At 69.1% G+C, this 25109-nt stretch carries 23 protein-coding genes; 13 read left to right on the top strand and 10 right to left on the bottom strand.

Translation table 11 applies throughout. The features are described from left to right. The first annotated feature begins 64 nt into the window (after window positions 1-64). A complete protein-coding gene (locus ACZ6ZD_RS13245) occupies window positions 65-1153 on the top strand; it encodes an aminotransferase class V-fold PLP-dependent enzyme (RefSeq protein WP_465671493.1) in 1089 nt (362 codons plus the stop codon). 55 nt (window positions 1154-1208) lie between these two features. Here ACZ6ZD_RS13245 and ACZ6ZD_RS13240 read toward each other — a convergent pair whose 3' ends face one another. Further along, the gene (locus ACZ6ZD_RS13240; protein ID WP_465671491.1) at window positions 1209-3386 is read right to left on the bottom strand and encodes a DEAD/DEAH box helicase; all 2178 of its coding nucleotides are present in this window, start codon (window positions 3384-3386) and stop codon (window positions 1209-1211) included. Between the two features lie 362 nt (window positions 3387-3748). Between ACZ6ZD_RS13240 and soxR the strand changes: the two genes are divergently transcribed. The 4 genes from soxR to ACZ6ZD_RS13220 all read left to right on the top strand — a co-directional run bounded on the left by soxR (window position 3749) and on the right by ACZ6ZD_RS13220 (window position 7519). Further along, window positions 3749-4222: a redox-sensitive transcriptional activator SoxR gene (gene soxR, locus ACZ6ZD_RS13235; RefSeq protein WP_465671489.1), complete on the top strand. Its 474-nt coding sequence runs from the start codon at window positions 3749-3751 to the stop codon at window positions 4220-4222. A 174-nt stretch (window positions 4223-4396) separates the two neighbouring features. Next, on the top strand, window positions 4397-5077 hold the full coding sequence (snpA, locus tag ACZ6ZD_RS13230; RefSeq protein WP_465671487.1) for a snapalysin: 681 nt from the start codon (window positions 4397-4399) through the stop codon (window positions 5075-5077). 117 nt (window positions 5078-5194) lie between these two features. Next, entirely contained in the window at window positions 5195-6976 is a 1782-nt protein-coding gene (locus ACZ6ZD_RS13225; RefSeq protein ID WP_465671485.1) for an exo-alpha-sialidase, read from the top strand. A 24-nt stretch (window positions 6977-7000) separates the two neighbouring features. Continuing rightward, window positions 7001-7519, top strand: coding sequence for a hypothetical protein (locus ACZ6ZD_RS13220; protein WP_465671483.1), 519 nt, complete (start codon window positions 7001-7003; stop codon window positions 7517-7519). Here the strand turns inward: ACZ6ZD_RS13220 and ACZ6ZD_RS13215 are convergent. Then, on the bottom strand, window positions 7516-8097 hold the full coding sequence (locus ACZ6ZD_RS13215; RefSeq protein WP_465671481.1) for a TetR/AcrR family transcriptional regulator: 582 nt from the start codon (window positions 8095-8097) through the stop codon (window positions 7516-7518). The two genes, ACZ6ZD_RS13220 and ACZ6ZD_RS13215, sit on opposite strands and share 4 nt — an antisense overlap. A gap of 76 nt (window positions 8098-8173) precedes the next feature. On the opposite strand from ACZ6ZD_RS13215, the gene ACZ6ZD_RS13210 reads away from it, so the two are divergent. Then, entirely contained in the window at window positions 8174-9727 is a 1554-nt protein-coding gene (locus ACZ6ZD_RS13210; RefSeq protein ID WP_465671480.1) for a carboxylesterase/lipase family protein, read from the top strand. Between the two features lie 3 nt (window positions 9728-9730). Here the strand turns inward: ACZ6ZD_RS13210 and ACZ6ZD_RS13205 are convergent, their stop codons facing one another. Then, entirely contained in the window at window positions 9731-10750 is a 1020-nt protein-coding gene (locus ACZ6ZD_RS13205; RefSeq protein WP_465671478.1) for a LacI family DNA-binding transcriptional regulator, read from the bottom strand. 200 nt (window positions 10751-10950) lie between these two features. Between ACZ6ZD_RS13205 and ACZ6ZD_RS13200 the strand changes: the two genes are divergently transcribed. Then, entirely contained in the window at window positions 10951-12030 is a 1080-nt protein-coding gene (locus ACZ6ZD_RS13200; protein WP_465671476.1) for an ABC transporter ATP-binding protein, read from the top strand. Window positions 12031-12091: 61 nt separating this feature from the next. On the opposite strand, the gene ACZ6ZD_RS13195 is transcribed toward ACZ6ZD_RS13200, so the two are convergent. Together ACZ6ZD_RS13195 and ACZ6ZD_RS13190 are read right to left on the bottom strand one after the other, a co-directional pair. After that, complete coding sequence (locus tag ACZ6ZD_RS13195; protein ID WP_465671474.1) at window positions 12092-13072, bottom strand: ABC transporter permease subunit; 981 nt, start codon at window positions 13070-13072, stop codon at window positions 12092-12094. Beyond that, window positions 13069-13992: an ABC transporter ATP-binding protein gene (locus ACZ6ZD_RS13190; protein WP_465671473.1), complete on the bottom strand. Its 924-nt coding sequence runs from the start codon at window positions 13990-13992 to the stop codon at window positions 13069-13071. The genes ACZ6ZD_RS13195 and ACZ6ZD_RS13190 overlap by 4 nt, the downstream gene beginning before the upstream one ends. A 98-nt stretch (window positions 13993-14090) precedes the next feature. On the opposite strand from ACZ6ZD_RS13190, the gene ACZ6ZD_RS13185 reads away from it, so the two are divergent. The 6 genes from ACZ6ZD_RS13185 to ACZ6ZD_RS13160 all read left to right on the top strand — a co-directional run bounded on the left by ACZ6ZD_RS13185 (window position 14091) and on the right by ACZ6ZD_RS13160 (window position 19139). Then, window positions 14091-14561: a nuclear transport factor 2 family protein gene (locus ACZ6ZD_RS13185; RefSeq protein WP_465671471.1), complete on the top strand. Its 471-nt coding sequence runs from the start codon at window positions 14091-14093 to the stop codon at window positions 14559-14561. Between the two features lie 93 nt (window positions 14562-14654). After that, entirely contained in the window at window positions 14655-14951 is a 297-nt protein-coding gene (locus tag ACZ6ZD_RS13180) for a metal-sensitive transcriptional regulator (protein WP_465671469.1), read from the top strand. Between the two features lie 21 nt (window positions 14952-14972). Next, on the top strand, window positions 14973-15191 hold the full coding sequence (locus tag ACZ6ZD_RS13175; RefSeq protein WP_465671468.1) for a heavy-metal-associated domain-containing protein: 219 nt from the start codon (window positions 14973-14975) through the stop codon (window positions 15189-15191). After that, complete coding sequence (locus tag ACZ6ZD_RS13170; RefSeq protein WP_465671466.1) at window positions 15188-16165, top strand: hypothetical protein; 978 nt, start codon at window positions 15188-15190, stop codon at window positions 16163-16165. The genes ACZ6ZD_RS13175 and ACZ6ZD_RS13170 overlap by 4 nt, the downstream gene beginning before the upstream one ends. Continuing rightward, window positions 16162-18381 (top strand): heavy metal translocating P-type ATPase, encoded by a 2220-nt coding sequence (locus ACZ6ZD_RS13165; protein WP_465671464.1) that lies wholly within the window; start codon window positions 16162-16164, stop codon window positions 18379-18381. The genes ACZ6ZD_RS13170 and ACZ6ZD_RS13165 overlap by 4 nt, the downstream gene beginning before the upstream one ends. 74 nt (window positions 18382-18455) lie before the next feature. Continuing rightward, complete coding sequence (locus ACZ6ZD_RS13160; RefSeq protein WP_465671462.1) at window positions 18456-19139, top strand: RraA family protein; 684 nt, start codon at window positions 18456-18458, stop codon at window positions 19137-19139. A 9-nt stretch (window positions 19140-19148) separates the two neighbouring features. Here the strand turns inward: ACZ6ZD_RS13160 and ACZ6ZD_RS13155 are convergent, their stop codons facing one another. The 5 genes from ACZ6ZD_RS13155 to ACZ6ZD_RS13135 all read right to left on the bottom strand — a co-directional run bounded on the left by ACZ6ZD_RS13155 (window position 19149) and on the right by ACZ6ZD_RS13135 (window position 25047). Continuing rightward, on the bottom strand, window positions 19149-20687 hold the full coding sequence (locus tag ACZ6ZD_RS13155) for a glycoside hydrolase family 13 protein (RefSeq protein WP_465671460.1): 1539 nt from the start codon (window positions 20685-20687) through the stop codon (window positions 19149-19151). A gap of 9 nt (window positions 20688-20696) precedes the next feature. Further along, complete coding sequence (locus ACZ6ZD_RS13150; protein ID WP_465671458.1) at window positions 20697-21566, bottom strand: carbohydrate ABC transporter permease; 870 nt, start codon at window positions 21564-21566, stop codon at window positions 20697-20699. Beyond that, window positions 21563-22516, bottom strand: a complete 954-nt coding sequence (locus ACZ6ZD_RS13145; protein WP_465671456.1) for a carbohydrate ABC transporter permease — start codon at window positions 22514-22516, stop codon at window positions 21563-21565. The genes ACZ6ZD_RS13150 and ACZ6ZD_RS13145 overlap by 4 nt, the downstream gene beginning before the upstream one ends. After that, window positions 22516-23889, bottom strand: a complete 1374-nt coding sequence (locus ACZ6ZD_RS13140) for an ABC transporter substrate-binding protein (RefSeq protein ID WP_171675318.1) — start codon at window positions 23887-23889, stop codon at window positions 22516-22518. The genes ACZ6ZD_RS13145 and ACZ6ZD_RS13140 overlap by 1 nt, the downstream gene beginning before the upstream one ends. Window positions 23890-24054: 165 nt before the next feature. Next, entirely contained in the window at window positions 24055-25047 is a 993-nt protein-coding gene (locus ACZ6ZD_RS13135) for a LacI family DNA-binding transcriptional regulator (protein ID WP_465671454.1), read from the bottom strand. Window positions 25048-25109 lie beyond the last annotated feature (62 nt).

Here is a 25109-nt window from a genome sequence, read left to right as displayed (position 1 = left end):
GGGTCAAGATCTCGTCACTCAGCTCTCGCCATCGCTGTCGGTGACCACTACGCTCGGCGGGACCATGAGCATTCACGATCGGTATCGGTTGAGTGCGGTGATCAACGCCAGGGGCACCTACACCCCGCTGGGGGTGTCACGGAGTTCCGACGGGGTGGCGGCGGCCGTCGCACAGGCATTACCCGAGTTCTTCGTGATGGCCGAGCTCGGCGACCGGGCGAGTGAGGCGATCGCCCAGGTCACCGGCGCGCCGGCCGGCGCCGTCGTGCACTGCACCGCGGCCGGGCTGACACTCGCCGTCGCCGCGACGATGGCCGGCGCCGATCCACGCCGGATCGCCTCGTTGCCCGACACAACCGATCTGCACAACCGGGTGGTGCTGCCGGCCTGCCAGGTGGTCGACTACGGGCACTCCAACCTGCAGGGCATCCGGCTGGCCGGCGCGCACGTCGACCTGGCCGGCACCGAAACCCGTTGCACACTTGCCGATCTGGAGGCCGAGCTCGACGGCCCCGACATTTGTTGCCTGGTCCTCGTATCCTCCCGGCTCGCGCACGGCGACCCGATCGACCTGGTCGCCGCCGTCCGGGCCGCGCACCGCCGCGGCGTCCCGGCCATCATCGACGGCGCCGCCCAGTTCCCCCGGATCGCCGACCTGCTGGCCACCGGCGCCGACCTCGTCCTGGTCAGCGGCCAGAAATACCTCGGCTCCCCCACCGCCGGCCTGATCGCCGGCAGCCGGCCGCTCGTCCAGGCCGTCCGCGCCCAGGAGCACGGCATCGGCCGGACCATGAAGCCCACCAAAGAAGCCGTCATCGGCGTCATCGCGGCCCTGGAGGAATGGCAGGCGTTCGACCGGATGAAGTGGGAGGCCGACCAACTGGCGAAGGTCAACGCCTTCGCCGACGCGGCCGCCCGCATCCCCGGCGTCCACGCGGACGTCGTCCCTGACCCCACCGGCCTCCAGGTCTCCCGAGTCCGCCTCCACCTCCCCGACGCCAAGCGCATCGCCACCGAGCTGGAAGCCGGCCGCCCCTCCATCTACGTCATGACCGACCAGGCCCACGCCGACGAACTGATGCTCGAGCTCGTCCCCCTCACCGACCCCGAGCTAGCCACCATCCTCACCCGCCTCCAGGCCCTCCTGACATGACAAAACCCCGGCTCTCCTGTGCACACAGGGGAACCGGGGCTTTGGGTGGCGCTGGTTAGTGCTGGTAGGACTTGCGGGGGCCGTTGGAGGAGGTACGGCGCGGGCCGCCTCCCCCGCGGTTGCCCTCGTAGCCGCGGCCCGGGCGGTTGTTACCGCCGCCGCCGAAGCGACGGCCGCCACCGCCGCGGACGGGCTTGGGGGCAGGGAGCTTGACCGGGTAGCCGGACGGCGTGTTGCCGCCGGTCAGGCCGGTGACGAGCTCGTCGCCGGGACGGGCCCGGACCGGCTCGGCCTCGACACCCGCGGTCTCGGCCATGCGGACCATGCCACGGCGCTGGTGCGGGAGGACGAGCGTGACGACGGCGCCCTTGCCACCGGCGCGCGCGGTACGACCCGCGCGGTGCAGGTAGTCCTTGTGCTCGGCGGGCGGGTCCGCCTGGACGACCAGGCCGACGTCGTCGACGTGGATACCGCGGGCCGCGACATCCGTTGCCACCAGCACCGGGACGGAACCGTCCTTGAACTGGTCGAGCGTCCGGTTCCGGGCACCCTGGGTCAGGCCGCCGTGCAGCGCGGCCGCCATCACGCCGCGGTCGCGGAGCTGGGTGGCGACGCGGTCGGCGCCGAGCTTGGTCCGGACGAAGACGATCGTCCGGCCGTCGCGGCTGGCGAGCTCCGCCGTCAGCGACTGCTTGTGACCCGGCTCGATGACGAGCAGGTGGTGCTCCATCGTGGAGACGGTGGCCTGGCCGGACTCGGTCGAGTGCGTGACCGGGTCCTTCAGGTAGGTCTTCACGATCGTGGAGACGTCATTGTCCAGCGTCGCCGAGAACAGCAGCCGCTGCCCGTCGGCAGGCGTCATGTCCAGCAGCGTGGTGACGGCCGGCATGAAGCCCATGTCGCACATGTGGTCGGCCTCGTCCAGGACGGCGATCTCGACCGCGCCCAGGTCGGCGGCGCCCTGCTCACACAGGTCGATCAGCCGGCCGGGAGTGGCGATCAGCAGGTCGACGCCGCGGCGCAGCGCCTCGATCTGCTTCGGGTAGGGCAGACCGCCCGCGATCAGCTTCAGCGACACGTTCATCACGTGGGCGAGCGGCTCGAGCGCGTCGTGCACCTGCATCGCGAGCTCGCGCGTCGGGACCAAGATCATCCCGCGCGGCCGGCGCGACTCGGTGTGGCCGCCGGACAGCCGCATCAGCGTCGGCAGGCCGAAGCCGAGGGTCTTGCCGGAGCCGGTCTGACCGCGGCCGAGCACGTCCTTACCGGCCAGTGCGTCCGGGATGGTGGCGGCCTGGATCGGGAACGGCGCGTCGATCCCGTCCCGGGCGAGGCGCTGGACCAGCCGCGGCGCGAGGCCGAGGGCGGCGAACTTGTTGTCAGCGGCAACGGTCCCGAGGTCCTCGGGCTGCTCGTCACGGACGTAGTTCGGGCGTTCCCGGTTCACGAACGGCTTGTCCTCACGGCGCTGGTACGAGGAACGCTCGTACTGCGGCTTGTCATCGCGCTGCTGGTACGCCGGACGGTCGTCGCGACGCTGGTAGGACGGACGCTCGTCCCGCGAGTACTGCGGGCGGTCGTCGCGACGCTGGTACGAGCCACGGTCGTCCCGCGACTGGTACGAGGGACGCTCGTCCCGCTTCTGGTACGAGCCGCGGTCGTCGCGCTGCTGGTACGACGGGCGCTCGTCGCGCTTGGCGTACGCCGGCCGGTCGTCCCGGCGCTGGTACGACGGACGCTCGTCCCGCGAGTACTGCGGACGGTCGTCACGACGCTGGTACGAGCCACGGTCGTCCCGCGACTGGTACGACGGGCGCTCGTCCCGCTTCTGGTACGAGCCGCGGTCGTCGCGCTGCTGGTAGGTCGGCCGGTCGTCGCGCTTGGCGTACGCCGGGCGGTCGTCGCGCTTCTGGAACGAGCCGCGGTCGTCGCGCGACTGGTACGAGGGACGCTCGTCCCGCGAGTACGACGGACGGTCGTCGCGGCGCGACTGGCCGCCGCGCTCGGAGCGGTAGCCCTTCACCGGACGGCGGTCGTCGCCGCGCGTGCCGCGGTCGGAGTACTGCGACGGGCCGCCGCGACGCTCGTTGCGGGTGTCGTCCCGCACGTTGTCACCGCCGGCCGGCGCGGTCGACGGGCTCTGGCCCATCCGCTCGCCGTACGACTGGTTCTGGAACTTCTTGTGGCGGGGCTTCTTGAACTTCGGGTCGTCCTGCTGGTGGTGCTGACTCACTAAACTCTCTCTCGAAAAATCGCGGACGACACCGCACGACCCGCACGCGTAAACCGGTCAGCAAAAACTGACCGGTCTGTCACATACAGGCAGGAGATTAGGCATCGACCTGCGGGTGCTATCGCGTTGCACCCTCGGCGCCGGACTTCTCAGCGGTTGCCGAGACCGACGGGTCGGAGCGCCTGGAAAGAACTCTGGTGACGCGACGCGCGCACCGACACCCCACAAGTGTACCCGATCCGGGCCGCACCCCTGACCACGGTGGGTGACAGCAGACCAGTCGGCGTACTGGTCCCCGAACTGTGTGCGGACCGCAGTTCAAGTGTGCTTGAGTCCTTGGCCTCCGGTCCTAGGGTGGTGGCGTGGCGGAGGAGAACATTCCCAGCAAGGAGCACTGGCTCTCGATCGGGGAGATCGCACATCGGTCCGGGGTGGCCGCGTCGGCCTTGCGGTTCTACGAGGACCAGGGCCTGATCGGCTCCCGGCGGACGGCCGGGAACCAGCGGCAGTACCAGCGCAGCACGTTGCGGCGGATCGCGTTCGTCCAGGCGGCCCAGCGGGTCGGCCTGGCGCTCGCCGAGATCCGGGAGGCGCTCGACTCGCTCCCCGACGACCGGACGCCGACCCGCGCCGACTGGAGCCGCCTGTCGAAGACGTGGCGCAGCCGGCTCGACGAGCGGATCTCCGAGCTGGAGCGGCTCCGCGACGATCTGGACGGCTGTATCGGCTGCGGCTGCCTCAGCCTGCAGCGCTGCAACCTCTACAACAAGTCCGACCGGCTCGCCGACCGCGGTCCCGGCGCCCGGATCCTGAACGTGGGGATCCCCGGCGAGTGAGCTCATAACCGCGCGGTTATGCATCTCATAGAACCGCGATCGGGTTTCGCGGGTTAACCCCCGACTTCTTCCCGAGGGCGTGCGGAAAATCGGTGACGGGGGCAGGCTCCCGATCTGTAGCGATCAGTAATCCGCCGGTCGCTTTCCGCCACAGATCCGGAGTGAGGCCCTCCCATGTCGCATCGCCGCATCCTGACTTCCCTCGCGGGGCTCGCCGCCGCCGCACTCGCCGTCCCGACGCTCGCCACGGCCGCGCCGGCTCCCGCCCCGGCCGACTCGTCGGTCTCCACCGCTGCCACCCGGGCGGCGTACACCGGCTCGCCGCAGGACGAGGCCGCCACCAAGGCGTTCTACGACGCGGTGATGAAGTCCGTCGCCGCCAAGCGGGCGAAGGCCGCCAAGGCCGGGCAGAAGCTGGACGCCGTCACGGTCACCTACGCCGTCGACGCGCCGACCTTCCGCTCGCAGATCAACTCCAGCACGCAGATCTGGAACTCCTCGGTCGGCAACGTCCAGCTCGTCGAGGGCAGCAACTACGACTTCTACTACACCGAGGGCAACGACCCGCGCGGCTCGTACGCCTCGACCAACGGCCACGGCAGCGGCTACATCTTCCTGGACTACGCCCAGTCCCAGCAGTACGACTCGCTGCGCATCACCGCCCACGAGACCGGTCACGTCCTCGGTCTCCCGGACCACTACTCCGGCCCCTGCTCGGAGCTGATGTCCGGCGGCGGCCCCGGCCCGTCCTGCACCAACCCGAACCCGGACGCCAACGAGCGCGCCCGCGTGAACCAGCTCTGGGCCAACGGTAAGACCAGCCTCCCGGACGCCGCCTTCCACGTCGCCCGGTAACCACGCTCTCCGGCTCGACCTGTCCGGCAGGGGGCGGGCCGAGCCGGAGGCATAGGACGTCCTACGACACGCCGTGAGCGATCGTTCACCGGGGCCAGTTGGCCAAGACTTGGCCGCATGAGACTTCGTGGGGTGGCGATTGTCGTACTGGGGTTGATCGGGGCTTGTCTGACGGCGCCGGCGTCCGGGGTAGGGCTGGAAGGGAAGGCAGTGCTGTCGCCGGGAACGGCCGGCTACAACTGCTTCCGGATTCCGGCGCTGGTGACGGCGTCCGACGGATCGCTGGTGATGTTTGCGGAGGGACGGAAGCCGACCTGCGGGGATACCGGAGCGCATGACGTCGTGATGGTTCGGTCAACGGACCGAGGTGCGACCTGGAGTCCGCCGAAGGTCGTGCACGCGGGCTCTGGGGTGACGGCGCACAACCCGGCGCCGGTGGTTGATGCGCGGACTGGGCGCATCTCGTTGCTGACGACACGGCAGTACAAATCGGTCTGGTCGCAGTACAGCGACGACAACGGCGTGACCTGGACGGCGCCGCGCGAGATCACCAGCGCGGTGAAACTGCCGACCTGGGACGGCTACGCGACCGGGCCTTCGCACGGCATTCAGCTCCGCCGAGGCCCACACGCCGGGCGCCTGGTCGTCGGCACGCATTTCACGGGCGCGAACGATGGACCGAGGGGCGGGGCACTCGTCTACAGCGATGACGGCGGACTCAGCTGGCAGCTGGGCGCGCACGACGCTGCGGCCGATCCGGCGCTGAAGGTGCAGGAGTTGACGGTGTTCGAGCGGCCGGACGGCTCGCTGTTCGCGCTGGCCCGCGACGAGAACGGCACCGACACCTCGTCGACGGTGGCCGCCGCGGTTTCGAGCGATGCCGGGGAGAGCTTCTCCCAGGGCTTCCGGGCGGGCGCGGCCGAGCAGAGCCTCGCCGTACCAACTGTTCAGGCGTCGACCCTGGAGCTGCGTGCGACCGATCAGGGCGATCGCTACAACCGCGTTCTGCTGGCGACCGAGACCCGCAAGGGTGAGACCCGGGAGAACCTGACCATCCGCTCGACGTACAAGGGCGGGAACGAATGGGTCGACCCGGGCGGCGGCGTCGTCATCTACGGCGGGATGGCGGCGTACACGGACATGACCCTGCTGGACGACAACACCGTCGGCCTCGCCTACGAACGCGCCGCCAACTGGTCACACGGCTACATCTGGTTCACCAAGTTCACCGAGGCCGATCTCGGCCTGCCGGACGGCAACACCACCGGCGTCCCGACCACACCCGATGCCTCCGGCAACAATCTGACCGGTTACCTCCGCGGCGGCCCGACCTCGACCGCCGGCCGCTTCGGGACGGCGATCGCCCTGGACGGCTCGGACGACCACGTCCAGCTCCCCTTCGCCGAGAAGCTCGCCGTCAGCAGCGGCGACTTCACCTGGGCCGGCTGGTTCAACTACGGCGCGAGCACCGCCGACCAGCCCATCCTCTGGGCCTACAACCAAGGCGACGTCTACTCCCAGCTCTGGCTCCGCGCCGAACCCTCCAAGAACCGCCTCCGTGCCCTGGTCCAGAGCGGCGAAACCGCCATCACCCTCACCACCCCCAAGCCCTACAACGACCGCACCTGGCACCACTTCGCCCTCATCCGCCAAGCCAACACCTTCACCCTCGCCATCGACGGCACCCCCATAACCACCACCACAGCACCCCTAGGCTCCCTAAGCCCCAAACGCCCCTTCAAAATCCACCTGGGCCAACGCCTGGACGGCGCCCAAAACCTCCGCGGCGCCCTGGACGAGTTCCGCCTCTACCCCCAAGCCCTAACCCCCACCGACCTGACCGCCCTAACCACCACCAACACCACCCACCCAACCCCCACCCTCCACTACCCCTTCTGACAACTGCCCGCCTACTCTCACAAAATGCGGAGAGCGGTTGGCGGCATGTTGGCAGCGGTTGTGGGGTTCGGCTCGCTGACGAGTTGCGGTGTGCCGGCAGGCGGCATCGTCGGAATGCTGCACGACGGCACCGCCGTCGTGCAGATGTGCGAGGGCCATGTCGACGGCGCCACGCTGTACCTGCCGGACCCCGACGTCCCCGAGGGCGAGGAGCCGGACGACGAGACCTTCGGCCGCTGGATCGCCGATCCGGCCGTCTCGGGGTTCTCGCAGTTCAGCCTGACCGACGGCGGCGACGGCTGGCGGCTCGACGGGGTGCTCAAGGCGCGGGATCCGAAGCAGCGCTACGCCATTTACGGCTGGACGCGGGACAACAGCTGGTCGGCGGCCCACCTCGAGTTCAGCCAGCAGGAACTCGCGCAGCTGAGGCCGGGCGAGCTGGTCAGTCTGCCCACCGACACCCCGGCGGAGGACGTCGACGTCCCGAATCGCGTGTGGACGCTGGCCGAATTCAAGTCCAAGGCCTGCCAGACCTACAGCTAGGCACTGCCGAGGTGGTGGAGGTGGCGGGTCAGGGCGGCGCGGAGGCGAGTGGGGGTGGTTTGGGTGGGGGTGGTGGCGCCGTGGAGGGCTAGGCCGTCGATGAGGGCGTGGAGGCGGTCGGTTTCGAGGTCGAGGTCTGGGGAGTCGGGGGGTAGGAGGTCGGCGACGAGAGTGCGGAGGAGGGCGTGGAGGGCGGCGTGACTTTGGTCGCTGAGGGCTTTCAGGTCGGGGTCGGTGAGGGTGGCGGCGGAGAAGGCGATCCAGATCTCGACCTCGGCGCGGCGGTCGGCGTCGAGTGGGAGTAGCTCGAGGGCGACGAGTTCGGCGGTGCGGCGGGGGTCGCCGGACAGGTCGAGGGCGCTGAGGCGCTGGGTGACGCGTTCGCCGACTGCTTGCAGGGAGAACTGGAGCAGCTGGTTCTGGGTGCTGAAGTAGTGCCGCAGGGAGCCCATCGAGACCTGGGCCTCGGCGGCGACCTTGCGGACCGAGGCGTGCGCCAGGCCTTCGCGGTGGATCACCCGCCAGACCGCGGCGACCAGCAGAGCGCGTCTTTCGTCGGCGTCGACAACCCGGGGCATGGAGCCTTTATAGCACGATCGTGCTACTTTGTTCCGAAGTAGCACACTCGTGCTACTTCGACGGAAGGACGACCCCATGCACAAGATCCGAGCGATCGGCGCCCTCCTCGTCAGCACGCTCCTGCTCACGCCCGCGCTCCCGGCCGGCGCGGCCCAGTCGGCGTCCGCGCGTCCCGACCCGGTGGTCAGGATCGACAGCGGCGCCTTGCGCGGTACGTCGGAGGACGGCGTCCGCCGGTTCCGCGGCGTACCGTTCGCGGCGCCCCCGACCGGCGTGAACAGATGGCGCCCGCCACAGCCGCCGGCGCCGTGGCGGGGGATCCGAGACGCCCGGCAGGCCGCGAAGAACTGCCTCCAGGCACCGGACGACGCCGTCCCGGGCCCGCAGTCCGAGGACTGCCTCTATCTGAACGTCACGACCCCAGCCCGGCCGAGCGCCCGCCCGCGCCCGGTGATGCTCTGGCTGTACGGCGGTGGCTTCTTCCAAGGCGCAGGGAACGACTACGACGCCCGCCGGATGGCGGCGACCGGCGACGTCATCGTGGTGACGCCGAACTATCGGCTCGGCGTCTTCGGCTTCCTCGGCTACCCCGGCCTGAACGGCGCCGGCTCGTTCGGCCTGCAAGACCAGCAGGCCGCACTCCAGTGGGTCAAGCGGAACGCCACGGCCTTCGGCGGCGACCCGGCCAACGTCACGCTGTTCGGCGAATCCGCCGGCGCGATGAGCACCTGCGCCCACCTCACCGCGCCGGCCGCGAAAGGCCTGTTCCGGCAAGCGGCCATGCAGAGCGGCACCTGCCTGACCGAATGGCCGACGTACGCCGAATCCGGCCAAGGCCTGACACCGTTCGAGGCCCTCGACACACTGGTTGCCCGGGGCACCAAATTTGCCGCTGACCTCGACTGCCGGACGATCGCCTGCCTGCGCGCGAAACCGGCCACGGAGCTACTCGGCGGGATGAAAGAGTTCGGACCGGCCTTCGGGACGCCGACCCTGCCCGAAGACCCGGCCGTCGCCCTGAAAGCCGGCCGATTCCACCACGTCCCGGTGCTGATCGGGGCCAACCGGGACGAATCCCGAATCTCACTGATCGGCGCCGTCCCCGATCCGCTCACCGACGCGGACTACCGCCGACTGCTCCAGGAGGACTTCGGACCAGCCGCTCCCCAGGTGCTCCGCGAGTACCCGGCCGTTGCCAATGACAACGGTCAGCGGTACGCCGACCTGAGCACGGACCGCGTCTGGGCGCACACGACCCGGAACGCCCAGCGAATCCTGGCCCAGCGGGTGCCGACGTACGCCTTCGAGTTCGCCGATCGGGACGCGCCGCTGTTCGGCTCGATGCCGCCCGGGCCGTTCCCGTACGGCGCCTACCACGGCGCGGAGCTGATGTACCTGTACGAGATTGCCGGCGAGACCCCGCGTTTCACCGCCGCCCAGCGTCACCTGGCCGACCAGATGATCCGGTACTGGACCCGCTTCGCGCACACCGGCAACCCCAACCGCCCGGGCCTACCGAGCTGGCCGCGTGTGCCGTACGTCCAGTCCTTGGAGCCAGACGCGATCGGCCCGGTCGACTACGTCGCCGAGCACCATCTGCAGTTCTGGACCGACCTGCACGGCTCCTGAGAGCTACCGCGCCGGGCCGGTGGTGTTCCGCACCACCAGCTCGGGGCGGAAGAGGAACTCCGTCCGCGGAGTCGCATGGCCGCGAACCTCTTCGAGCAGCGATTGGACGGCGGCCAGCCCCATCGCCTGGACGGGCTGGCGGATCGTGGTCATCGGCGGATCGGTGAACTCCATCATCGGGGAGTCGTCATACCCGACCACGGACAAGTCCGCCGGGACGGCGAGGCCGCGCTGCCGGGCGGCCCGGATGACACCGAGGGCCATCATGTCGGAGCCGCAGACGACCGCGGTGACGCCGGCGTCGAGGAGCTGCTGGGCGGCAGCCTGGCCGCCCTCGACGCCGAACATCGACAACGCGATCAGCGGGTCGAGGTCGTCGTCGGTCGCGCCGAGCTGGGCCTTCATGATCGTGCGGTAACCGGCCAGTTTGCGCTGGACGACGAGGAAGCGCTCGGGCCCGGAGGCGAAGCCGATCCGGCGGTGCCCGAGGGCGACCAGGTGTGAGACGGCCAGCTCCATGGCGGCGTTGTCGTCGGAGGAGACGAACGGCGCCGAGACCTCGGGCAGCCAGCCGTTCACGAAGACGACGGGCAGGTTGCGCTCGACCAGGGCCTGGTAGCGCTCGTGGTCGGCGCCGGTGTCGGCGTGCAGGCCGGAGACGAAGATGATCCCGGAGACGCCGCGCTCGAGCAGCATCTCGACGTACTCCTCCTCGGTCGCACCCGCCGGGGACTGCGTGCAGAGCACCGGCGTGAAGCCGCGCTGGGACAGCGCCGACTCGATGATCTGCGCGAACGCCGGGAAGATCGGGTTGAGCAGCTCCGGCATCACGAGCCCGATCAGCCCCGCCGAGCGGCGCCGCAACCGCGTCGGCCGTTCGAACCCGAGGACGTCGAGCGCGGTCAGCACCGACTGTTTGGTGTCCTCCGCGACCCCCGGTTTGCCGTTCAGCACCCGCGAGACCGTCGCCTCACTGACCCCCGCCTTGGCCGCGATATCGGCCAACCTGGCTCTGCTACTCACGCGCGGAACCTTACCCACCGCCCGTTGACATTGCAGCAAGATGCTGCAAGATCTTGCAGCCAGGTGTCCGGGGAGTGAACGTCACAGGACACATCCCTTGTCAGGAGCAGCGTGCCGGGTGAGGATTGGCCCACCCCCGCCCGGGGGCCTTTACTCGGATCGTCCGGCACGTTCCTGCCGGTGAAGGGATGTACTCAGTCATGGCTACGGTTTCTTTCAAGGCCGCCACCCGGATCTACCCCGGTGGCGACACTCCCGCCGTCGACAAGCTGAACCTCGAGATCGAGGACGGCGAGTTCATGGTTCTGGTCGGCCCGTCCGGCTGTGGTAAGTCCACCAGCCTGCGGATGCTGGCCGGCCTCGAAGAGGTCAACGAGGGCTCGATCTACATCGGCGACCGCGACGTCACGCACCGGCCGCCGAAAGAGCGCGACATCGCGATGGTCTTCCAGAACTACGCGCTGTACCCGCACATGACGGTCGCGGACAACATGGGCTTCGCGCTGAAGATGCAGGGCGTCTCCAAGGAGGACCGCGCCAAGCGCGTCCAGGAGGCCGCCAAGCTGCTCGGCCTGGAGGAGTACCTGGACCGCAAGCCGAAGGCCCTGTCCGGTGGTCAGCGCCAGCGCGTCGCCATGGGCCGCGCGATCGTGCGTAACCCGCAGGTCTTCCTGATGGACGAGCCGCTGTCGAACCTCGACGCCAAGCTCCGGGTCCAGACCCGCACCCAGATCGCCGAGCTGCAGCAGCGCCTCGGCGTCACCACCGTCTACGTCACCCACGACCAGGTCGAGGCCATGACGATGGGCGACCGGGTCGCCGTCCTCAAGGACGGTCTGCTCCAGCAGGTCGACACCCCGCTGAACCTGTACGACCGCCCGAAGAACAAGTTCGTCGCCGGCTTCATCGGCTCCCCGGCCATGAACCTGCTGACCGCGGACCTGGTCGACGGCGGCGCCAAGCTGGGCGACTACGTCATCCCGATCGAGCGCGACGTGCTCGGCAAGACGGGTAGCGACAAGACCGTGACCGTCGGCGTCCGTCCGGAGGCCTTCAAGGTCTCCGACACCGGCCTGCCGGTGAAGGTCGCCGTGATCGAGGAGCTCGGCGCGGACGCGTTCCTCTACGGCACCGCCGAGCACGACGGCAACCACCAGCAGATCGTGGCCAAGATCGGCGCCCGGATGAACGTCGAGAAGGGCTCGCTGATCCACCTCGAGGCGCAGCCGGACAAGCTGCACCTGTTCTCGGCCTCGACCGAGGAGCGCCTGACGGCCTGATCCGCCGCACGACGCGCGAAGGCCCGGGTGGTTCGTCCACCCGGGCCTTCTGCTGTCCGGATCAGTTCACGTCGCGGCGCTGGAAGATCAGCCCGCCGACGACGACGGCGACCAGCGTGAGGACGCCGAGGTACCAGGCGCCGTGCTCGAGGGTGAGCGTCTTCTCGACGGTGTCGCACAGGTAGTTGCCATCGGCCCGCGTCGAGCACTTGTTCAGGTAGTACGTCGTGTCGTGCAGCACGAAGGCATCGAAGTTCTTGGCGAGCAGCCACGGCTGCGCGTTCTGCAGGAAGCTCGTGAAGATCCCCTCGACCAGCACGATGTAGCCCATCACGAGCCCGATCGCGGCCGCGGTGTGCCGCAGCAGCAGCCCCACGACCCCGCCCAGGACGGCGCCGATCGCGGTGGTCGTGACCACGCGCGCGGCCGTGCCGACGACGTCACCCCAGTCCGACCCCGCGGTGCTGCCGAGCCGCGCGGCGATCAGGTACGAGCCGAGGACCAGGACGCCGGTGACCACGATCCCGAGCGGGACGAACCACGCCCCGGCCGCGAGCATCTTGCTGCCGTAGACCCGCAGCCGCCGGGGTTCGAAGGTCAGCCAGTTCCCGATCGCGCCGGTGCTGAACTCGGCCGCGACGAAACTCGCCCCGATCAGGAACGCGACGAACAGCAACAGGTACGACGCGCCCTGCAGCAGATTCGTGGCGACCCGCTGGAAGACCGCCTGCGGTTTGCCGAAGTCCTCGAGCTTGGGCTCACGCCACTCGCACATCTCGTCGACCGACATCCCGCCGCTGGACGCCGGGTCGTAGCCCGCCCGGCAGTCGGCCTCGTTCCGCTCGGCGTTGGCCACCCAGTCCCGATGGGCCATCTCGAACTGCGATCGGGCCGCCCGCTGCTCACCTTCGGACAGCGGCCGCGCCTCCCGCCACGTCACGAACAGCATGAACGTCGTGATCAGGAAGATCCCGACCACGCCGATCGCCGTGATCCGGCGCCAGGTCAGTCGGCGGAGCTCCACTCCGGTCAGCCGGATCATGCCAGCCCCTCCCCTGCGGTCAGCTCCAGGAACACCGACTCCAGATCGGCGCGGACCTGGACCAGCTCGTGCACGTACAGCTGCTGGTCGGCCAGCAACTTGGTCAGCTCGGCCGGCCGCTCCACCCCGTCGACGAGCAGATAGTTGCCATCGGCCCGGACGGCGACGCCGGCCGCGGCCAGCACCCGGGCCGCCGCCTCCCGGTCGGCCACCCCGATCTTGACGGTGGCCGCCGTCCCGCCGCCGATCACCTCGGCCACCGTGCCGGCGGCCAGCAGCCGCCCGTGCCCGATGATCGAAACGGTGTCGGCGACCTGCTCGACCTCGGCCAGGATGTGGCTGCTGACCAGCACGGTCTTGCCCTGGTCGCCGAGACTGCGCATGGTCTCGCGGATCTCCCGGATACCGGCCGGGTCGAGCCCGTTGGTCGGCTCGTCGAAGATCAGCAGGTCCGGGTCCTTGAGCAGGGTGGCCGCGATCGCCAGCCGCTGCTTCATACCCAGCGAGTAGCCCTTGAACTTGTCCTTGCCGCGCTCGGCCAGCGACGTCTGCTCGAGCACCTCACCGACCCGCTCCGGCGGCGCGCCGATGGCGCCCGCGAGCAGCTCGAGGTTGCGGCGTCCGGTGAACGCCGGGAAGAACTTCGGCGACTCGACGATCGCGCCGATCCGCCCGACCACCGCCGGCAGCTGCGCCGGGACCGGCCGGTCGAAGACCGTCATCGTGCCGGCGTCGGCCCGGATCAGGCCGAGCAGCATCCGGATCGACGTCGTCTTCCCGGATCCGTTCGGTCCGAGGAAGCCGTGCACGCCTCCGACCGGTACGTCCAGGTCGAGGCCCTGGACCGCCACCACCGTCCGGCCGCGTCGCGTCCGGTACGTCTTGCGCAGCCCGCGCGTACTGATCGCCAGGTCAGGCATGCCACCCCTCTCGTTCGAAGGCACATCCTCGCACCGAACCCGCCCGGCAGTGTGGTCCAATGTTGAATGGATACTGTCGACGATTAGAGGAGTCCGTCGTGAATGCTCGACCCCCGTTCCCGCCGTTCACCGAAGCGAGCGCCGTCCAGAAGGTCCGGGCCGCGGAGAACGCCTGGAACAAACAGGATCCGGAGGCGGTGTCGCTGGCCTACACGCCGGACACCTTCTGGCGGAACCGGGACACCTTCGTCAACGGCCGCGCCGAGGTCGTCGAGTTCCTCACCCGGAAATGGGCCCGGGAGCTGGACTACCGGCTGATCAAGGAGCTGTGGGCCTACACCGGCGACCGGATCGCCGTCCGCTTCGTCTACGAGTGCCGGGACACCGCCGGCCAGTGGTACCGCTCGCACGGGAACGAGAACTGGGAGTTCGACGAACACGGCCTGATGCGGGTCCGGCGCGCGAGTATCAACGACCAGTTGATCGACGAGGCCGACCGGCTGTTCCACTGGGACGCTCCCGGACCGCGACCGGACGACCACCCTGGGCTGACCGAACTGGGACTCTGATCACATACCCCCTCTTGGTATTTGCTTCCTATACCCAGAGGGGGTACTTTTTGCGTGTCGACATACCCCATGGGGGTAGAGAGGGGCTGTCCAATGAGCGACGACCACGTCCATGGCTACACCTCGGAGAAATCCAGCCATCTGAAGCGGCTGCGCCGGATCGAGGGGCAGATCCGCGGCCTGCAGCGGATGGTCGAGGAGGACAAGTACTGCATCGACATCCTGACCCAGGTGTCGGCGGCCACGAAGGCGCTGCAGTCGTTCTCGCTGGAGCTGCTCGACGAACACCTGTCGCACTGCGTGGTCGAGGCCGCGCAGAAGGGCGGCGCGGAGGCGGAGGAGAAGGTCCGCGAAGCCTCCGACGCGATCGCCCGCCTGGTCCGTAGCTAACCCACCCTGAAGGAGCCCGATATGGCCACCACCACCTACTCCGTCAACGGTATGACCTGCGGTCACTGCACGTCCGCCGTCACCGAGGAGCTCAGCAAGCTGGACGGCGTCACCGAGGTCGCCATCGACCTGAACGCCGGCGGCACCTCCGCCGTCCACGTGACGAGCGCGGCCACGCTCGACGACGCCGCCGTCCGCGCGGCCGTCGACGAGGCCGGCTACGAGCTGGCGGCGTCATGAGCCGGGCCGTCGCGCTCCGGCTCGGCGCGTTCGCCGGTGCGCTCGCGCTGGCCTTCGGGGCGGCGTTCGCGATCGGCACGAACGTCGACCCGATCGCGGCGGCCGCTCCGGAAAAACCCGCCAGCGAGATGAGCGAGATGGGCGGCGGGCACGGCGACGGACACAGTGCGTCGGGTGGGCAGCTGCCCGGGCTCGCGGTGTCCGACGCCGGCTACACGTTCGCGCCGGAGACGACGTTCTTCACCGCGAACAGCAAGACCGTGCTGCGCTTCCAGATCAAGGGCCCGGACGGGAAGCCGGTCACCGGCTACACGCCGACCCACGAGAAGGAGTTGCACCTGATCGTCGTCCGGCGGGATCTGTCCGGCTTCCATCACATCCACCCGACGCGGGACGCCGGTGGCACCTGGTCGATCCCGTTCAGCTTCACCGCCGGTGGGGCCTGGCGGTTGTACGCCGACTTCCAGCCGGCCGGTCTCGATCGGACGCTCACGCTGGGCACGGATGTGAACGTCTCCGGGCTCTACATCCCCGTCCCGCTGAACGATCCGGCCAGCAGCTACAGCGTGCACGCGTACGACGTCACCCTGGCCGGTACGCCGGTCGCGGGCAAGGAGTCCGAGCTGACGTTCAAGGTCAGCAGCGGCGGTAAGCCGGTCACCGATCTGCAGCCGTACCTGGGCGCCTTCGGGCATCTGGTCTCGTTGCGCAGCGGCGATCTCGCTTACCTGCACAACCATCCGACCCAGCATGCGGAGGTCGGGATGAAGGGCGGGCCGGAGATCAAGTTCGGCACGACGTTCCCGACCGCGGGCACGTACCGCCTGTTCCTGGACTTCCAGCACGCGGGCGCCGTCCACACGGCCGAGTTCACCGTGGACGTCGGCACCGACGGCAAGACGATCGTCCCGCCGGCCGCACTGCCGACCGAGACCGAGCCGCACAGCCACGATGAGGGGACGGAGCACAAATGAGCCACTCGGTGGAGCTGGTCATCGGCGGGATGACGTGCGCGTCCTGCGCCGCCCGCGTGGAGAAGAAGCTGAACCGGATGGACGGCGTCACCGCGACCGTCAACTACGCCACCGAGAAGGCCAAGGTGACGTACGCCGAAGGGATCAGCACCGACGACCTGGTCGCGACCGTCGAGCAGACCGGTTACACCGCGTCGCTCCCGGTCGTTGAGGTTGCCGATAGCAACGAGGTGGCGATCGACGAGCTGCGGCCGCTGCGCCACCGGCTGATCACCAGCATTGTGCTCGCCGTCCCGGTGATCGCGTTCGGGATGATCCCGGCGCTGCAGTTCGACTTCTGGCAGTGGGCCTCGCTGACGCTGGCGTTCCCGGTGGTGACGTGGGCGGCCTGGCCGTTCCACAAGGCCGCCTGGACGAACCTGCGGCACGGCGCCGCCACGATGGACACGCTGATCTCGCTCGGCGTGATCAGCGCCTTCGGCTGGTCGCTGTACGCGCTGTTCCTGGGCTCGGCCGGCGAGCCGGGGATGAAGATGCCGTTCACGCTGATCCCGTCCCGCGGCGGCGGCGCCGAGGAGATCTACCTCGAGGTCGCGGCCGGCGTGACGACGTTCATCCTGGCCGGCCGGTACTTCGAGGCCCGCGCCAAGCGCCGGTCGGGCGCCGCGCTGCGCGCGCTGCTGGAGCTCGGCGCGAAGGACGTCGCCGTCCTGCGCGACGGCGCCGAGACGCGGATCCCTGCCGAGCAGCTCGTCGTCGGCGACGAGTTCGTCGTCCGGCCGGGCGAGAAGATCGCCACCGACGGCGTCATCGTCACCGGGAGCAGCGCGATCGACGCGTCCATGCTGACCGGCGAGTCGGTCCCGATCGAGGTCGGCGCCGGGGACGCCGTCGTCGGCGCGACCGTGAACGCGGGCGGCCGGCTCGTCGTCCGGGCGACGCGGGTCGGCTCGGACACCCAGCTCGCGCAGATGGCTCGGCTGGTCGAGGACGCCCAGAACGGGAAGGCCGCCGTCCAGCGGCTCGCGGACCAGGTGTCCGGGGTCTTCGTCCCGATCGTGATCGGGCTGGCGCTGGCGACACTCGGCTTCTGGCTGGGCAACGGGTCGCCGGTGGAGGTCGCGTTCACCGCGGCGGTCGCCGTTCTGATCATCGCCTGCCCGTGTGCGCTCGGGCTGGCCACACCGACCGCGCTGCTGGTCGGCACCGGCCGCGGCGCCCAGCTCGGCATCCTGATCAAGGGGCCGGAGGTGCTGGAGTCGACGCGCAAGGTCGACACGGTCGTGCTCGACAAGACCGGCACGGTCACGACGGGCCGGATGGAGCTGGTCGACGTCCTGCTCGCGCCGGGCCAGGAGCGGGCCGAGGTGCTGCGACTGGCGGGGGCGCTGGAGCACTCCAGTGAGCACCCGATCGCCCAGGCGGTCGCCCGGGCCGCGCTCGAGGCCGGCAAGCTGCCCGACGTCGAGGACTTCGGAAACGTCGCAGGCCTTGGTGTACAAGGGATTGTCGACGGTCACGCCGTCCTGGTCGGCCGCACGCAGCTGCTGGCCGACTGGAGCCAGCACCTCCCCGAGGAGCTGGCGCACGCCAAGGAGCACGCGGAGGCCGAGGGTAGTACGGCGGTCGCCGTCGGCTGGGACGGGGAGGCCCGTGCGGTCCTGGTCATCGCCGACACGGTCAAACCGACGTCCGTACAGGCGATCAAGGACCTGAAAGCGCTCGGCCTGCGGCCGGTCCTGCTGACCGGCGACAACGAGGCCGTCGCGCAGAAGGTCGCCGCCGAGGTCGGCATCGACGAGGTGATCGCCGAAGTCCTACCGGCCGGCAAAGTCGACGCGATCAAACAGCTCCAAGCCGAAGGCCGCGTCGTTGCCATGGTCGGCGACGGCGTCAACGACGCCGCCGCCCTCGCCCAAGCCGACCTCGGCCTCAGCATGGGCACCGGCACCGACGTCGCCATCGAAGCCAGCGACCTGACCCTGGTCCGCGGCGACCTACGAGCCGCCGCCGACGCCATCCGCCTGTCCCGCAGCACCCTCCGAACCATCCGCGGCAACCTCTTCTGGGCCTTCGCCTACAACGTGGCCGCACTCCCCCTGGCCGCCGCCGGCCTCCTCAACCCCATGCTCGCCGGCGCCGCCATGGCTCTCAGCTCCGTCTTCGTCGTCTCCAACAGCCTCCGCCTCCGAACCTTCAAACCCCTCGGCGGCTAGGCGGCGCTGTCACAGGTCGTAGGGGTGGGCTGTCGAAAGGGCAGAACATCGCTACGACCTGGGGAGTGCTTGGGATGCTGGAACGGTTCGCGAACTTCACGACGGCGAACATGGCGGATGCTTGTTTGCGGTCAGGGGTGCCGGTGCGGAATCTGTCGCTGACGGCGGTGGTCGGGGAGCGGGTTGCTGGGCGGGTGTTACCGGTTCAGCATGTGGGGAGCGTCGATATTTTCCTCGAGGCTTATGAAGCGGCGCAGCCTGGGGATGTGATGGTCGTCGGTAATGAGGGGCGGCTCGATGAGGGGTGTGTTGGGGACCTGGTCGCGATTGAGGGGCAGGGCGCCGGGCTGGCGGGGATCGTGATCTGGGGGCTGCACCGGGATACGGCTGGGTTGCGGTCGGTGGGGTTGCCGGTCTTCAGTTTGGGCGGGATGCCGAGTGCTCCGCTGCGGCTGGATGCGGTGCCGGCTGACGCGTTGACCAGGGCGCCGATCGGCGACTGGACGGTGACGAGTGATGACGTCGTCCTCGGGGATGACGACGGCGTCATCTTCGTGCCGGCTGATCGCGTGCCGCAGCTGTTCGAGCTGGCCGAGGCGATTCACGCCACGGAACAGCGGCAGATTGCCGCCGTCCGGAGTGGGCGCTCGATGCGGGAGCAGCTCAGGTTCGCGGACTATCTGAAGCTGCGGGACGCCGATCCGTCGGTGACGTTCAACGACCACCTGCGGGTCGTCTTCGCGGCACCGACGGACTGACGTCGATCGCTAGCGGGTCCAGGCCGTCGTGTCGGGCGGCAGGAGGCCGCCGTCCAGTGGGTTGCTGGACAACAGGAGCGTGCCGGGGAGCTCGACCGGGGCGTCGGTCAGGTTGGTGGTGCTGACCAGGCCCGAGTCGCGGCGGAAGGCGAGGACGCCGGGCTGCGACTCGAGCCAGGTCAGGGATCCGTCGCCCAGGTGGTGGCGACGGAGCCGGAGGCCGTTGCGGTACAGGGCGAGCATCGAGTTCTGGTCGGCCTGCTGGGACTCGACAGTGAGGTTCTTCCAGTCGACGGGCTGCGGGAGCCACGGCGTACCGGCTCCGAAACCGAACGGCGGCTCCTGACCGGACCACGGGAGCGGGACGCGGCAACCGTCACGGCCGCGGTCGGTGCCGTTGGAGCGGGCGAAGATCGGGTCCTGCAGGAGGGCGTCGGGAAGGTCCTCGACCTCGGGCAGGCCGAGCTCTTCACCTTGGTAGACGTAGACGGCGCCGGGCAGCGCCATCGCCAGCAGGGCCGCGGCGCGGGCCCGGCGCTCGCCGAGGAGCAGGTCGGTCGGCATCCCGTGTTTGCGGTCCTGGTGCGAGAACGACGTGTCCGGACGGCCGTACTTCGTGACCGGACGGGTGACGTCGTGGTTCGACAGCACCCAGGTCGGCGGCGCGCCGATCGGGATGTGAGTCGCGAGCGTGAGGTCGATCGAGGCCTTCAGCTCCTCGGCGTCCCACGGGCGGGACAGGAAGTCGAAGTTGAAGGCGGTGTGCATCTCGTCCGGGCGCAGGTAGAGCGCGAAGCGCTCCTGGTCCGGCATCCACATCTCGCCGACCAGGAACCGGCCGTCGTAGGTGTCGGTGATCCGGCGCCAGCCGCGATACACGTCGTGCACCTCGTCGTGGTCGGTGTAGGACTCCTCAACACTGTCCAGATCCTTGAACAGGACGGCGGCGCTGTCGATCCGGATGCCGTCGACGCCGCGGTCCAGCCAGAACCGGAGGATGTCGTGGAACTCCTCGACCACCTCCGGGTTGCGCCAGTTGAAGTCGGGCTGCTCGGGCGCGAACAGGTGCAGGTACCACTCCCCGTCCGGGACCTGCGTCCAGGCCGGCCCGGCGAAGATCGACTGCCAGTCGTTCGGCGGCCGGTCACCGCGGCCCGGGCGGAAGATGAACCGCTCGCGCTCCGGCGTCCCCGGTTTCGCCTGCAGGGCCTGGACGAACCAGTCCTGCTGGTCGGAGCCGTGGTTCGGGACGATGTCGATGATGGTGCGGATGTTCAGCGCGTGCGCCTCGGCGATGTACGCCTCGGCCTCGGCCAGGTCGCCGAAGGCCGGCTCGATCGCCCGGTAGTCCGCGACGTCGTACCCGCCGTCGGCCATCGGCGACGGATACCAGGGGTTCAGCCAGATCGCGTCCACCCCCAACTCGGCCAGATACGGCAACTTCGCCCGCAACCCGGCCAGATCCCCGATCCCGTCCCCGTTCCCGTCCGCAAAACTCCGCAGGTACACCTGGTAGATCGCGGCACCTCGCCACCAAACGGCTGCCATCGAAGCTCCTTAACCTTTGAGGGATCCGGCGGTGAGGCCGGCCATGATGCTGCGCTGGAAAATGAAGAAGACGATGATCGTGGGCAGGCTGGCGATGACCAGGGAGGCGATCAGGACGTTCTGCGGCATCTGCGCGGACAGCGAGGCGATCCCGACGCTGATCGACATCTTGTCGGTCTCGGGCAGGACGAGCAGCGGCCAGACGAAGTCCTTCCAGACCGTGACCACGGACAGGATCGAGACGACGCCGAGGATCGGGCGGGAGATCGGCAGGATGATCGACCAGAGGATCCGCAGCGGCGAGGCGCCGTCGATCTCGGCGGCTTCGAGCAGCTCCCGTGGGATCGAGTCGAAGAACCGCTTGAGCAGGAAGACGAAGAAGCCGTTCGCTGCCGCCGGCAACCAGATCGCCCACGGGGTGTTCAGCAGGTCCCAGTGCAGCAGCGGCAGGTCCTTCGCGACCAGGTACGTCGGCAGCAGTAGCACCATCGGCGGGATCATCAGCGTCGCCAGCATCGCGCCCAGCACCAGCTTCCCGAGCACCGGGCGGAGTTTCGACAACGCGTACGCCGCACTGACGTCGACCGCCAGGGTGAGCAGCCACGCGCCCCCGGCGTACAGGGCGGTGTTCTTCAGGAAGACACCGAGCTGGAGCTGCTCCCAGGCATCCAGGTAGACGCCGAAGTCGAAGTTCTGCGGGAAGAAGCTCGGCGGGATCTGCGCCAGCTCGTCCGGTGACTTGAGCGCGCCGGTGATCATCCAGTACAGCGGGAACACGAACGCGCCGGTGAATCCGATCACCACGACGACGAGCGTCGTCCAGTAGAGCGTGCGCCCCAGCGGCGTCCGCAGGGCCAGTGGGGAGACCAGGGTTCTCATCGCTCCGCCTCCCGGGAGACCCGCAGGTAGATGGTGGAGAAGACCATCAGCACGATCATCAGCATCAGGCCGAGCGCGCTGCCGCCGCCGAAGTCACCGAAGTTGAACGCGTACTGGTACATCAGGTAGGCGACCGTGACGGTCGCGTTCTCCGGGCCGCCGCCGGTCAGCAGGTACGGCTCGATGAAGACCTGCATGGTCGCGACGACCTGCAGGAGCAGCATCACCAGCAGGATCAGCTTGGTCTGCGGGATCGTCACGTGCAGGACGCGACGGAACAGGCCGGCGCCGTCCAGCTCGGCGGACTCGTACAGCTCGCCGGGGATGGACTGCAGCGCGGCCAGGTAGATGAGCGTGCCGGTGCCGAGATTCATCCAGGTCGACACCAGGACCAGGCTGACGAGCGCCGTGCTGGTCGAGTCCAGCCAGGCGAGCGGCGGGATGCCGAGGCCGCCCAGCACCTGGTTGAACAGGCCGGCGCCCGGATCGTAGAACCACTTGAACAGCAGGACGGCGACGGCCGGCGGCAGCATCACCGGGAGGTACACGACGAAGCGCAGGTAGCCCACGGCGTGTTTGAGCTCGTTCAGGACGACGGCCAGCACGAACGGGACGGCGTACCCGATGATGAGCGCCAGGCCGCTGAAGACCGCGGTGTTCAGCCAGGCCGAGCGGAACGCCGGGTCCTCGATGACGGTCCGGAAGTTGTCGAAACCGACCCACTTCCCGGGGTCGACGAAGTTGTTCTCCTGGAAGCTCAGGATCACCTCGCGAACCATCGGATACCAGGAGAACAAGGCGAAACAGATCAGCGCCCCGCAGAGGAACCCGTACGCGGTCAGGTTCCGGCCGACCGCGCGCCGGAGTGCGCCGCGCCGGTCCTCGCCCGGGCGCGGGCCCGCCGCCCTCAGGTTCTGAGGACGGCGTACCCGCTCTTGGGTGACAGTCATTACGTGTTCTTCGCCAGGATCTTGTTGGCCTTGGACTCCGCGTCGCCGAGGAGTTTGTCGATATCGGCGTCCTTGCGGGTCAGCACCGCGGACATCGCGACGTCCAGGACGGCGTACAGCTCCTGCGCCTTCGGCGGCTCGAGCTTGTTGGTGATCGTCGACTGCGCGGTCACGTACGGCGTGAAGTGGTCGACCGGAACGGTGGCGAACTGCTTGCGCAGGGCAACAATTTCCTTACCCGGGGCGGAATCGCCGTACAGGTCCGGGATCGGCAGGCCGACCGGGCGGCCCTGCTCCTTGGCGCGGGCGTAGTTGAACTGCCCCTGCCCCGGCGTCAGCTCGTGGAACTCCAGCCACAGCAGGCCGGCCTTGATCTTCTCCGGCGACGCCTTCGGGTTGAACATGTACCCGTCGCCGCCGCTCAGCGACGACTTGCCCTCGGACTCCGGGACCGCGGTCACGCCGTAGTCCTCGAACTTGCCCTGGAAGTCGTTGTTCACCGACTGGACGACGTCCGGCGCGCCGATCATCATGCCGAGCTTGCCCGAACCCATCATCCGCATCAGGTCCTCCCACTGCAGCAGCTGCTTGCTGCCCATGGAGTTGTCGTCCCAACGCATCTTCTTCAGGTTCTCCAGCACCGCCTTGCCCTCGGGGCTGTTGAAAGCGGCGGTCTTGCCGTCGTCGCCGACCATCGACCCGCCGCGCGCGTACAGCGAGGCGGCGAAGTGCCAGCCGCCGGTGTTACCGGCGGAGTACTCACCGAAGCCGGTGTACCCGGCGCCGAGCCCGGCGATCTTCTTCGCGGCCTCCTGGACCTCGGCCCAGGTCTTCGGCGGGGCGTCCGGGTTCAGGCCGGCCTGGGTGAAGAGCTTGCGGTTGTAGACCAGGCCCATGTTGTAGTTGTTCCGCGGCAGGCCGTAGGTCTTGTCGCCGTCCTTGAACACGCCCTGGACGTCGGGGCGCAGGTCCTTGGCGGCCTTGACGTCGCCGACGTACTGGCTGATGTCAGCGGCCTGCCGGGCCTTGATGATCTTCTGGACGTCGGTGTAGTAGACGTAGAAGACGTCCTCCTGGGTACCGCCGGCCAGCTTCGCCTGGAAGGTGTCCGGGTTGATACAGGGGAACGCATCCTTGCTCTCGACGGTGATGTTCGGGTGCAGCTTCTGGAACGCGGCGACGTCGGCGTCCCAGCCCTCCCGCTCCTTCGGATTGCTCTTCGGCGGCTGGCAGCCGACCGTGATGGTCACCTTGCCGTCCGCTCCACCGGAGCCCTGGGCCCCCGGCTTGTCGTCCCCCGAGCCACAGGACGCGGCCACCAGCCCGAGTCCCGCCACCAGCAACAGGCTGAGCCCGCGGCGCCTTGTAGTCATCTTCAACCCTCTCCCTCGACTCTGCGCCACACCGTAGGGTTGTCGACACATGGGCGCAAGACTTCAAGAGAAGATTGCAAAAACGTGACTTAGTTCAACATGTGGTCACGCCTGGACGCAGAAACGCCCCACTCACCTGCGTGAGCGGGGCGTTACCGGCGGTAGCTAGTTGCGCGGCCGGGCAGTGGAGGCGCGGACGACGAGCTCGGGCTCGAAGAGGAGTTCGTCGGCGGGGACGGCGGCGCGTTCGATCAGGGCCATCAGCATCTCGACGGCGGCCCGGCCCATGGCGTCGATGGGCTGGCGGACGGTGGTGAGCGGCGGGTCGGTGCAGTTCATCATCGCGGAGTCGTCGTACCCGATCACCGAGACGTCGCCGGGGACGTCGAGACCCGCGCGGCGGACGGCGCGGATGACGCCGAGGGCCAGGATGTCGCTGGCGCAGACGATGCCGGTGACACCGGCGGCGACCAGCCGGGTGGCCGCGGCATGACCGCCTTCGAGGGAGAACATGGTGTGCTCGACGAGCTTCGGATCCGCTTCGTCGGAGGCGAGGAAGGCGTCGAGTTTGCGCCGCGACGGGATGTGGTCGCGCGGGCCGAGCACCATGCCGATCCGGCGGTGGCCGAGCGTGCGCAAGTGGCCGATCGCCATCTCCGCGGCGACGTGGTCGTCGGACGAGACCTGCGGGAAGCCGAGGTGGTCGACGGCCGCGTTGACCAGCACGGTCGGCAGCTTCCGTTCCTGGATCAGCTCGTAGTGACCGTGCGGCGCATCCGCCTGCGAGTAGAACCCGCCGGCGAAAACCACCCCGGAGACCTGCTGCTGCAGGAGCAGGTCGACGTAGTCCGCCTCGGAGACGCCGCCGACCGTCCGGGTGCAGAGCAAGGAGGTGAAACCTTGCTGCGCCAGCGCTCCCCCGACGACCTCCGCGAACGCCGGGAAGATCGGGTTCTGCAACTCCGGCAGGACCAGGCCGACCAGCCGCGCGCGATCCCCGCGCAACTGCGTCGGACGCTCGTACCCGAGCACGTCGAGCGCGGTGAGCACCGCCTCGCGGGTCGCCTCGGACACCCCGGGCTTGCCGTTCAGCACGCGACTGACGGTCGCCTCACTGACGCCGACCTTCTTGGCCACCTCTGCAAGTCGTCGAGTCATGACGCAAACAATACGCCCGTCTACGCAAATTCTTGCACCGGCTTACGTTGGGTGGAATCAGC

This window comes from Kribbella sp. NPDC104218, assembly GCF_055584105.1.
The sequence above is the reverse complement of the archived record's forward strand: the minus strand, read 5'-3'. Positions and strand labels throughout refer to the sequence as shown.

Excerpts from the sequence above, each read along its gene's own strand:
- ACZ6ZD_RS13245 (WP_465671493.1), top strand. The coding sequence starts at position 65 with ATGAGCATTCACGATCGGTATCGGTTGAGTGCGGTGATCAACGCCAGG.
- snpA (WP_465671487.1), top strand. The coding sequence starts at position 4,397 with ATGTCGCATCGCCGCATCCTGACTTCCCTCGCGGGGCTCGCCGCCGCC.
- ACZ6ZD_RS13225 (WP_465671485.1), top strand. The coding sequence starts at position 5,195 with ATGAGACTTCGTGGGGTGGCGATTGTCGTACTGGGGTTGATCGGGGCT.
- ACZ6ZD_RS13220 (WP_465671483.1), top strand. The coding sequence starts at position 7,001 with ATGCGGAGAGCGGTTGGCGGCATGTTGGCAGCGGTTGTGGGGTTCGGC.
- ACZ6ZD_RS13215 (WP_465671481.1), bottom strand. The coding sequence starts at position 8,097 with ATGCCCCGGGTTGTCGACGCCGACGAAAGACGCGCTCTGCTGGTCGCC.
- ACZ6ZD_RS13210 (WP_465671480.1), top strand. The coding sequence starts at position 8,174 with ATGCACAAGATCCGAGCGATCGGCGCCCTCCTCGTCAGCACGCTCCTG.
- ACZ6ZD_RS13200 (WP_465671476.1), top strand. The coding sequence starts at position 10,951 with ATGGCTACGGTTTCTTTCAAGGCCGCCACCCGGATCTACCCCGGTGGC.
- ACZ6ZD_RS13195 (WP_465671474.1), bottom strand. The coding sequence starts at position 13,072 with ATGATCCGGCTGACCGGAGTGGAGCTCCGCCGACTGACCTGGCGCCGG.
- ACZ6ZD_RS13190 (WP_465671473.1), bottom strand. The coding sequence starts at position 13,992 with ATGCCTGACCTGGCGATCAGTACGCGCGGGCTGCGCAAGACGTACCGG.
- ACZ6ZD_RS13180 (WP_465671469.1), top strand. The coding sequence starts at position 14,655 with ATGAGCGACGACCACGTCCATGGCTACACCTCGGAGAAATCCAGCCAT.
- ACZ6ZD_RS13175 (WP_465671468.1), top strand. The coding sequence starts at position 14,973 with ATGGCCACCACCACCTACTCCGTCAACGGTATGACCTGCGGTCACTGC.
- ACZ6ZD_RS13170 (WP_465671466.1), top strand. The coding sequence starts at position 15,188 with ATGAGCCGGGCCGTCGCGCTCCGGCTCGGCGCGTTCGCCGGTGCGCTC.
- ACZ6ZD_RS13165 (WP_465671464.1), top strand. The coding sequence starts at position 16,162 with ATGAGCCACTCGGTGGAGCTGGTCATCGGCGGGATGACGTGCGCGTCC.
- ACZ6ZD_RS13160 (WP_465671462.1), top strand. The coding sequence starts at position 18,456 with ATGCTGGAACGGTTCGCGAACTTCACGACGGCGAACATGGCGGATGCT.
- ACZ6ZD_RS13155 (WP_465671460.1), bottom strand. The coding sequence starts at position 20,687 with ATGGCAGCCGTTTGGTGGCGAGGTGCCGCGATCTACCAGGTGTACCTG.
- ACZ6ZD_RS13150 (WP_465671458.1), bottom strand. The coding sequence starts at position 21,566 with ATGAGAACCCTGGTCTCCCCACTGGCCCTGCGGACGCCGCTGGGGCGC.
- ACZ6ZD_RS13145 (WP_465671456.1), bottom strand. The coding sequence starts at position 22,516 with ATGACTGTCACCCAAGAGCGGGTACGCCGTCCTCAGAACCTGAGGGCG.
- ACZ6ZD_RS13140 (WP_171675318.1), bottom strand. The coding sequence starts at position 23,889 with ATGACTACAAGGCGCCGCGGGCTCAGCCTGTTGCTGGTGGCGGGACTC.
- ACZ6ZD_RS13135 (WP_465671454.1), bottom strand. The coding sequence starts at position 25,047 with ATGACTCGACGACTTGCAGAGGTGGCCAAGAAGGTCGGCGTCAGTGAG.